General features: G+C 57.7%; 6 protein-coding genes and 1 pseudogene. 6 read left to right on the top strand and 1 reads right to left on the bottom strand.

The window, feature by feature from the left end; translation table 11 throughout:
* From ERD80_RS09655 to speB, 3 genes and pseudogenes are all read left to right on the top strand, one after another.
* Nucleotides 1–287 (top strand): annotated as a pseudogene (locus ERD80_RS09655) (type I secretion system permease/ATPase); the annotation flags it as partial.
* On the top strand, nt 284–1510 hold the full coding sequence (locus tag ERD80_RS09650; RefSeq protein ID WP_021506643.1) for an HlyD family type I secretion periplasmic adaptor subunit: 1227 nt from the start codon (nt 284–286) through the stop codon (nt 1508–1510). The pseudogene ERD80_RS09655 and the gene ERD80_RS09650, both read left to right, overlap by 4 nt.
* A 133-nt stretch (nt 1511–1643) precedes the next feature.
* A complete protein-coding gene (gene speB, locus ERD80_RS09645) occupies nt 1644–2564 on the top strand; it encodes an agmatinase (protein ID WP_021506644.1) in 921 nt (306 codons plus the stop codon).
* A gap of 253 nt (nt 2565–2817) precedes the next feature.
* On the opposite strand, the gene ERD80_RS09640 is transcribed toward speB, so the two are convergent.
* Entirely contained in the window at nt 2818–3573 is a 756-nt protein-coding gene (locus ERD80_RS09640; RefSeq protein WP_136546703.1) for a M48 family metallopeptidase, read from the bottom strand.
* Nucleotides 3574–3846: 273 nt separating this feature from the next.
* Here ERD80_RS09640 and tkt point away from each other — a divergent pair, with 273 nt between their 5' ends.
* The 3 genes from tkt to pgk all read left to right on the top strand — a co-directional run bounded on the left by tkt (nt 3847) and on the right by pgk (nt 8471).
* A complete protein-coding gene (gene tkt, locus ERD80_RS09635; protein ID WP_058771542.1) occupies nt 3847–5838 on the top strand; it encodes a transketolase in 1992 nt (663 codons plus the stop codon).
* A 398-nt stretch (nt 5839–6236) separates the two neighbouring features.
* Complete coding sequence (gene epd, locus ERD80_RS09630; RefSeq protein WP_136546701.1) at nt 6237–7256, top strand: erythrose-4-phosphate dehydrogenase; 1020 nt, start codon at nt 6237–6239, stop codon at nt 7254–7256.
* 51 nt (nt 7257–7307) lie between these two features.
* On the top strand, nt 7308–8471 hold the full coding sequence (gene pgk / locus ERD80_RS09625) for a phosphoglycerate kinase (protein WP_021506648.1): 1164 nt from the start codon (nt 7308–7310) through the stop codon (nt 8469–8471).
* The last annotated feature ends 53 nt before the right edge of the window (nt 8472–8524 follow it).

Here is an 8524-nt window from a genome sequence, read left to right as displayed (position 1 = left end):
GCCAGTCGCTGCTGCTGGCGCGCATGCTGCTGCGCGATCCTAATATCGTGTTGCTGGATGAGCCGACCGCTTCGCTCGACGATCATACCGAGAAGGATTTTATTGAGCGGCTGGGCGCCTGGCTGAATGGCCGCACGCTGATCGTGGCGACGCACCGCGCGGCGATTCTGTCGCTGGTGGATCGCATACTGGTGCTGAAAGAGGGGCAGCTGGTAATGGACAGCCCGAAAGAGAACGCGCTGCCGGCACCGCGCGCCAGCGGAGCGGCGGGGGAGGGACAGCCATGATGAAACAATTGCCGGCAAAACTGCGGCTGGTGACCGCCGCAGAAGTGGATTCGTCCGACGATCTGCTCGGTGAACTGAAATCGGAAAGCCACTACACCGGCGCAGTGCGGCTGATCGTCATCAGCACCGCGCTGATCGTGGTGGCGCTGGTGTGGGCGTGGTTTGGCATGCTGGATGAGGTCTCAACCGGCACCGGGAAGGTGATCCCCAGTTCGCGCGAGCAGGTGCTGCAGTCGCTGGAGGGCGGCATTCTCACGGAACTGTATGTGCATGAGGGCGATCGCGTGCAGGCCGGGCAGATCGTGGCGAAACTGGATGCCACACGCTCGCAGTCCAGCGTCGGCGAGAGCGCGGCGCGCTACCGGGCCGCACTGGCAGCGGCCTCGCGCCTGCGTGCGGAAGTAAACGATGATCCGCTCACGTTTCCCGCCGAGCTGAAGGGCTACCCGGATCTTATCGCGGCGGAAACCCGGCTGTATAACACCAAACGCGCCCAGCTTAATGATGCAACCCGGCAGTTTAAGGAGTCGCTGGCGCTGGCTAATCGCGAACTGGCGATCACCCAGCGGCTGGCGAAAACCGGTGCCGCCAGCAGCGTGGAAGTGCTGCGCTTACAGCGCGATAAGTCCGACCTCGAGCTGAAACTTACCGATATGCGCTCGCAGTATTATGTGCAGGCGCGCGAAGAGCTGGCGAAGGCCAGCGCCGAAGCCGACAGCCTGGCGCAGGTGATTAAAGGACGCGAAGATACCGTAACGCGTCTGACCATCCGCGCGCCGATGCGCGGCATCGTGAAAAACATCAAAGTCTCGACGGTGGGCGGGGTGATTCCGCCCAACGGTGAGTTGATGAACATCGTACCGATGAACGATCGGCTGCTGATTGAAGCACGCCTGTCGCCGCGCGATATTGCTTTTATCCATCCCGGCCAGCGCGCGGTGGTAAAAATCTCCGCTTACGATTACGCCATCTACGGCGGCCTGAACGGCGTGGTGGAAAGCATTTCGCCGGATACCATCCAGGACGAAGTCAAACCGGAGATTTACTACTATCGCGTATTTATTCGTACTGATAACGACTATGTGCAGAACAAGGCTGGCCGGCGTTTTGCCATCAGTCCGGGCATGGTGTCCACCGTGGATATCAAAACCGGCGAGAAGAGCATCATGGATTATCTGGTCAAACCGTTTAACAAGGCCAAAGAGGCGATGCGCGAGCGCTAATTGCGATGCGCGGCAATCTCGGCGATAATCACGCCCATCAATCCCTTCCTCGTCGGGCCTAACGACGCGGAGGGGATTTTTTTCATCTATACCTTAACTGGCTAACCGATTTAAGGATTTAAGAGGACTCGTTATGTACAACACGCTGGGCAATCAGTACGACAACTCCCTGGTTTCTAACGCCTTCGGTTTCATGCGCTTTCCGCTGAACTTCCAGCCTTACGACAGCGACGCCGAGTGGGTGATTACCGGTGTGCCGTTTGATGCCGCAACGTCAGGCCGGCCGGGCAGCCGTTTAGGGCCGGGTGCGATCCGTCAGATCTCTACTAACCTGGCGTGGGAAGGCTGCCGCTGGCCGTGGGATTTCGATCTGCGTCAGCGCCTCAACGTGGTGGACTGCGGCGATCTGGTGTACGCCTTCGGCGATTCACAGGATCTGTCCGACAAGCTGCAGGCGCACGCGGAAAAGCTGCTGGCGAACGGCAAGCGCATGCTGACTTTTGGCGGTGATCACTATGTCACACTGCCGCTGCTGCGCGCGCACGCCAAACACTTCGGCAAGATGGCGCTGGTGCACTTCGATGCGCATACCGATACCTACTCCAACGGCCCGACTTTTGACCACGGCACCATGTTCTACACTGCGCCGCAGGAAGGGCTGATCGATCCGCAGCATTCGGTGCAGATTGGTATCCGTACCGAGTTCGATAAGAGCCTGGGCTTCAACGTGCTGGACGCCGCGCAGGTTAATGACCGCAGCGTGGATGACATTCTGGCCGAAGTGAAGCGCACCGTGGGCGATTTGCCGGTGTACCTGACGTTTGATATCGACTGCCTCGATCCGGCCCATGCGCCAGGCACCGGTACGCCCGTGATTGGCGGCCTGACCAGCGATAAAGCCACCAAGCTGATTCGCGGCCTGCAGGGTATGAACATTGTGGGGATGGATCTGGTGGAAGTGGCACCGGGCTACGATCACGCCGACCTGACCTCACTGGCTGCTGCGACGCTGGCGCTGGATATGCTGCACGTGCAGGCCGCGAATAAAGGTTAAGCAGCGGTGCGGACGGCTGCCCTCACCCTGACCCTCTCCCCCAGGAGAGGGAACCGATCGAGCGGGCGGTGAGAACAGCACGGACTGCTCCCACTCCCTCAGGAGAGGGAGCCGATCGAGCCGGCGGTGAGAACAGCACGGACCGCTCCCTCTCCCCCAGGAGAGGGAACCGATCGAGCGAGCGGTGAGAACAGCACGGACTGCTCCCTCTCCCGCGAGCGGGAGAGGGCTGGGGTGAGGGGAAGACCGGCGACTACTTCCCATCCGCCGCGATGCGGTCGCGAATATGCTGCGCGCGCCACTCAGAATCCGGATGCGAGTCAAACATTGAGCTCTGGCGGCCCTGATCCAGCTTCGCCAGCTTCTCGAAGCTGGTCGCCAGACCAAGCGGATTAATGCCGCGCTTCTTCAGCAGATCGTACGAATAGTCATCCGCCTGCGACTCCTGGGTCTGTGAGAACTGCGCGTTAACCAGTTTCTCGCCCATCTCGCCCAGTTGTGACTGCGATAGCGAACCAATCACGCCGCCCACCGACGCCGCAGCATTGCGTGCCGCCGTGGTCGCGAAAGCCACCTGCATCGCTTTGCGCGTATGGCCGAGCGCGACGTGGCCCATTTCGTGGCCGAGCACGCCTTCCACTTCGTTGTCGCTCATCATATCCATCAGACCGCTATAAACGCGGATACAGCCATTCGCCATCGCCCAGGCGTTGACGTCTTTGGTCAGATACACCTTGTAGTTGGCCGGTACGCCGTTGATGTTATCGCCCAGCGCGGCGGCGATTTTGTTCAGCCGCTGCTGATAGCTGCTGTTGGCCGGCGCCAGCTGGTTCTCTTTATCCATCTGGGCACATGACTGATCGCTCAGCTCTTTAACCTGGGCATCATTCAGCGAGTAAGCCTGAAACGCCTGCGCGCCAGACTGCAACAGTGCGTTGTTATCCATTCCTTCGCAGCCGCTCAGCAGCGAAACCATTCCCAGCGCGACAACCATGGCGCGGATTTTCATATCAGCATCCTTTGAGTAACAAGTAGAGAAAACAAACACCTGAAAAACCACGCAGGTGTTTAAACGCATTGGTTATAGCGTGCCAGGGGCGGATTGGCTAGCAGACAGGCCCCGAAATGCAACCCTGAACCGCAGATTTAGCATCCTGATACATGTACTTTTGCCCCGATTTTCATGTACATTGATGTGCGACTTTTTTCTCGCTTCGCCTTATAACTCATTAATTACAATCAGTTAAGCGTGGCGGAGCATTAATCCGACCTGGAGTAGAAGATGCCCTCTCGTAAAGAGCTTGCCAACGCCATTCGCGCGTTAAGTATGGATGCAGTACAGAAAGCGAAATCGGGACATCCGGGTGCCCCAATGGGCATGGCCGATATCGCTGAAGTGCTGTGGCGTGATTTCCTGAACCACAATCCAACTAACCCGCTGTGGGCAGATCGCGACCGTTTCGTGCTGTCCAACGGCCACGGCTCGATGCTGATTTACAGCCTGCTGCACCTCACCGGCTATGACCTGCCGATGAGCGAGCTGCAGAACTTCCGTCAGCTGCACTCTAAAACCCCAGGTCACCCGGAATACGGTTACACCGCAGGCGTGGAAACCACCACCGGCCCACTGGGTCAGGGCATCGCGAACGCCGTGGGCTTCGCCATTGCTGAGCGCACGCTGGCGGCGCAGTTCAACCGTCCGGGCCATGACATCGTAGACCATCACACTTACGTGTTCATGGGCGACGGCTGCATGATGGAAGGCATCTCACACGAAGTGTGCTCCATCGCCGGTACCCTGAAGCTCGGCAAGCTGGTGGCGTTCTATGACGACAACGGCATCTCTATCGACGGTCACGTGGATGGCTGGTTCACCGACGACACCGCCAAACGCTTCGAAGCCTACGGCTGGCACGTGGTGCGTGGCGTAGACGGTCACGACGCCGACGCGATCAAAAAAGCGGTAGAAGAAGCCAAAGCGGTCACCGACAAGCCATCGCTGCTGATGTGCAAAACCATCATCGGTTTCGGTTCCCCGAACAAAGCCGGTACGCACGATTCGCACGGTGCCCCGCTGGGTGACGACGAAATCGCGCTGACCCGTAAACAGCTGGGCTGGAACTACGCGCCATTTGAAATTCCTTCTGATATCTACGCACAGTGGGATGCCAAAGAAGCCGGCCAGGCGAAAGAGAAAGCCTGGGACGAGAAGTTTGCTGCTTACGCCGCTGCGCATCCGGAACTGGCCACAGAGTTCAAACGCCGCGTGAACAACGAGCTGCCCGCTAACTGGCAGGCGGAATCGCAGAAGTTCATCGAGCAGCTGCAGGCTAATCCGGCGAAGATCGCCAGCCGTAAAGCATCGCAGAATGCCATCGAAGCTTTCGGTAAGCTGCTGCCGGAATATCTGGGCGGCTCGGCTGACCTGGCGCCAAGCAACCTGACCATGTGGTCCGGCTCGAAGCCGATCAATGAAGATGCCGCAGGTAACTACATTCATTACGGCGTGCGTGAGTTTGGTATGACTGCCATCGCCAACGGTATCGCACTGCACGGTGGCTTCCTGCCGTACACCGCAACCTTCCTGATGTTCGTCGAGTACGCGCGTAACGCGGCACGTATGGCGGCGCTGATGAAAATCCGTCAGGTGATGGTTTATACCCACGACTCTATCGGTCTGGGTGAAGATGGCCCGACGCACCAGCCGGTTGAGCAGATGGCCAGCCTGCGCACCACCCCGAACATGAGCCTGTGGCGTCCGTGTGACCAGGTAGAGTCTGCGGTGGCATGGAAATACGCTATCGAGCGCGTTGACGGCCCATCAGCCCTGATCTTCTCGCGTCAGAACCTGGCGCAGCAGGATCGTAGCGCTGAGCAGCTGGCTAACGTGGCGCGCGGTGGTTACGTGCTGAAAGATTGCGACGGCACGCCGGAGCTGATTCTGATTGCGACCGGTTCTGAAGTTGAGCTGGCGGTCGGCGCTTACGAGCAGCTGAGCGCGGAAGGTCGTAAGGTGCGCGTGGTGTCCATGCCGTCTACCGATGCGTTTGATAAGCAGGATGCGGCTTATCGTGAGTCTGTGCTGCCGAAAGCAGTTGGCGCACGCGTTGCTATCGAAGCCGGTATTGCGGATTACTGGTTCAAATACACCGGCCTGCACGGTGCCATCGTTGGCATGACCACCTTCGGTGAGTCAGCGCCAGCTGAGAAGCTGTTCGAAGAGTTCGGCTTCACCGTGGCCAACGTGGTGAAAACCGCGAAATCGATTCTGTAATTTCGCGTAATGCGTCGCGCCGCTGCGCATTGTAGCGGCGCGATTCATCGCGCATTTCTGCTGCTATCCTCATGCTTTACCACGCGCAATAAATTGTGCCGCGACACCGATGTGCAGATCGGCGGTCCTGTTATCGCCTGAACCTGAAACGGTTCAATTATTCCTGCAGTAATAATTATCATTGCCTGAATTTGTGACGCAGATCCAATAATCAGCAGCACAGTTGATCGCAATCATTCCTGTTATTCCTTCCATGCTTTATTCTCGCTGAACCGTTTCAGTTGCAGCCGTGTGCTCTCCGTCAGCAACCGTAACCGGGCAAGAATTCCCTGTACAAAACGCAGCGAAACGCTCAAGGTATTTGGCACGTTTTTTCAGGTGTGGCTGCAGGAAGTGAGATGACCATTCGTATCGCAATAAATGGTTTTGGTCGTATCGGGCGCAACGTGTTGCGTGCGCTGTATGAAACCGGTCGCCGGGCGGAAATCACCGTAGTGGCGATTAACGAACTGGCGGAAGCGGCTGGCATGGCGCATCTGCTTAAGTACGACACCAGCCACGGCCGCTTTGCCTTTGAGGTACGCCAGGAGCGCGATCAGCTGTGGGTTGGCGAAGATACCATCCGTATCCTGCATCAGGCTGAGATTGCCGCGCTGCCGTGGCGCGAGCTGAATGTCGATATCGTGCTGGACTGCACCGGCGTGTACGGCAGCCGCAACGATGGTGAAGCGCATCTGCAGGCTGGCGCGAAGAAAGTGTTGTTCTCGCATCCCGGCGGCAACGATTTGGATGCCACCGTAGTGTTCGGCGTTAACGAACAGGCTCTTAAACAAACTGACCGCATTGTCTCCAACGCATCCTGCACCACCAACTGCATTATTCCGGTGATCAAGCTGCTGGATGACGCCTTTGGCATTGAGTCGGGCACCGTAACCACCATTCACTCGGCGATGCACGATCAGCAGGTGATTGACGCGTACCACAGCGACCTGCGCCGTACCCGTGCCGCCAGTCAGTCGATCATTCCGGTCGATACGCGTCTTGCCGCTGGCATTACCCGTATTTTTCCGAAATTTAACGATCGCTTCGAGGCTATCGCGGTGCGCGTGCCGACGATCAACGTGACCGCCATTGATCTGAGCGTTTCGGTGCGCCAGGCGGTGAAGGCGTGTGAGGTCAACGCGTTGCTGCAAAACGCGTCAGAGGGGGCATTTCGTGGTATAGTTGACTATACGGAATTACCGTTAGTCTCAGTAGATTTTAACCACGATCCGCACAGTGCCATAGTGGACGGCACGCAAACGCGGGTCAGCGGTCACCACCTGATCAAAACCCTGGTCTGGTGTGACAACGAATGGGGCTTTGCTAACCGCATGATCGACACCACGTTAGCAATGGCCGCAAGCGGTTTCAGGTAAGACGCGGACTGCGTCTGGCAAAACTTATGAGAATCAACGAGAGGGTTCACCATGTCTGTAATTAAGATGACCGATCTGGATCTTGCTGGTAAACGCGTTCTGATCCGTGCCGATCTCAACGTACCAGTGAAAGAAGGGAAAGTGACGTCAGATGCACGTATTCGTGCTTCTCTGCCTACCATCGAAGCGGCGTTGAAACAGGGCGCGAAAGTGATGGTTACCTCTCACCTGGGTCGCCCGACCGAAGGTGAATACAACGAAGAGTTCTCCCTCCTGCCGGTTGTTAACTACCTGAAAGAAAAACTGAACGGCACTAACGTGACCCTGGCGAAAGACTACCTCGACGGCGTTGAAGTGGGCGCGGGTGAACTGGTGGTGCTGGAAAACGTTCGCTTCAACAAAGGCGAGAAAAAAGACGACGAAACCCTGTCGAAGAAATATGCCGCGCTGTGTGATGTGTTCGTCATGGATGCATTCGGCACCGCGCACCGCGCGCAGGCGTCTACTCACGGCGTGGGCAAATTCGCTCCTATCGCCTGTGCCGGTCCGCTGCTGTCTGCCGAACTGGAAGCGCTGGGCAAAGTGATGAGCAATCCACAGCGTCCGCTGGTCGCCGTGGTGGGTGGTTCTAAAGTGTCGACCAAATTCGACGTGCTGCAGTCGCTGGTGAAAATCGCTGACACCGTGATTGTCGGTGGCGGTATCGCTAACACCTTCGTGGCGATCGACAACAACGTCGGCAAATCGCTGTACGAGCCAGACTTCGTTGAGGCCGCTAAAGGCCTGCGCGACCAGTACGGCATTCCGGTACCTACCGATTCACGCGTCGGCACGGAATTCTCCGAAACTGCCCCGGCAACAGTGAAAAAGGTTTCCGAAGTAGCAGATAACGAAGAAATTATGGACTTCGGTGACGAAACCGCACAGAACATGGCGAAACTGCTGAAAGACGCAAAAACCATTCTGTGGAACGGTCCGGTTGGCGTATTTGAGTTCCCGAACTTCCGTAAGGGCACCGAAATCGTTGCCAACGCTATCGCAGACAGCGACGCGTTCTCTGTTGCCGGCGGCGGTGATACCCTGGCGGCTATCGACCTGTTCGGTATCGAGGACAAAATCTCCTACATCTCTACCGGTGGCGGTGCGTTCCTCGAGTTCGTGGAAGGCAAAAAACTGCCGGCAGTAGCCATGCTGGAAGAGCGCGCGAAGCAGTAATTTTTGGGGGCAGCGCTTCGGCGCTGTCTGAAGGCTTGCCCGCTGTGGGCGAA

It is taken from the genome of Pantoea sp. R102 (genome assembly GCF_004916815.1).
Lineage (GTDB): Bacteria > Pseudomonadota > Gammaproteobacteria > Enterobacterales > Enterobacteriaceae > Pantoea > Pantoea dispersa.
This window is presented reverse-complemented; position numbering and strand designations above follow the sequence as displayed.

Coding starts and splice junctions, on each gene's coding strand:
- ERD80_RS09640 (WP_136546703.1), bottom strand. CDS start 3,573: ATGAAAATCCGCGCCATGGTTGTCGCGCTGGGAATGGTTTCGCTGCTG.
- pgk (WP_021506648.1), top strand. CDS start 7,308: ATGTCTGTAATTAAGATGACCGATCTGGATCTTGCTGGTAAACGCGTT.
- ERD80_RS09650 (WP_021506643.1), top strand. CDS start 284: ATGATGAAACAATTGCCGGCAAAACTGCGGCTGGTGACCGCCGCAGAA.
- speB (WP_021506644.1), top strand. CDS start 1,644: ATGTACAACACGCTGGGCAATCAGTACGACAACTCCCTGGTTTCTAAC.
- epd (WP_136546701.1), top strand. CDS start 6,237: ATGACCATTCGTATCGCAATAAATGGTTTTGGTCGTATCGGGCGCAAC.
- tkt (WP_058771542.1), top strand. CDS start 3,847: ATGCCCTCTCGTAAAGAGCTTGCCAACGCCATTCGCGCGTTAAGTATG.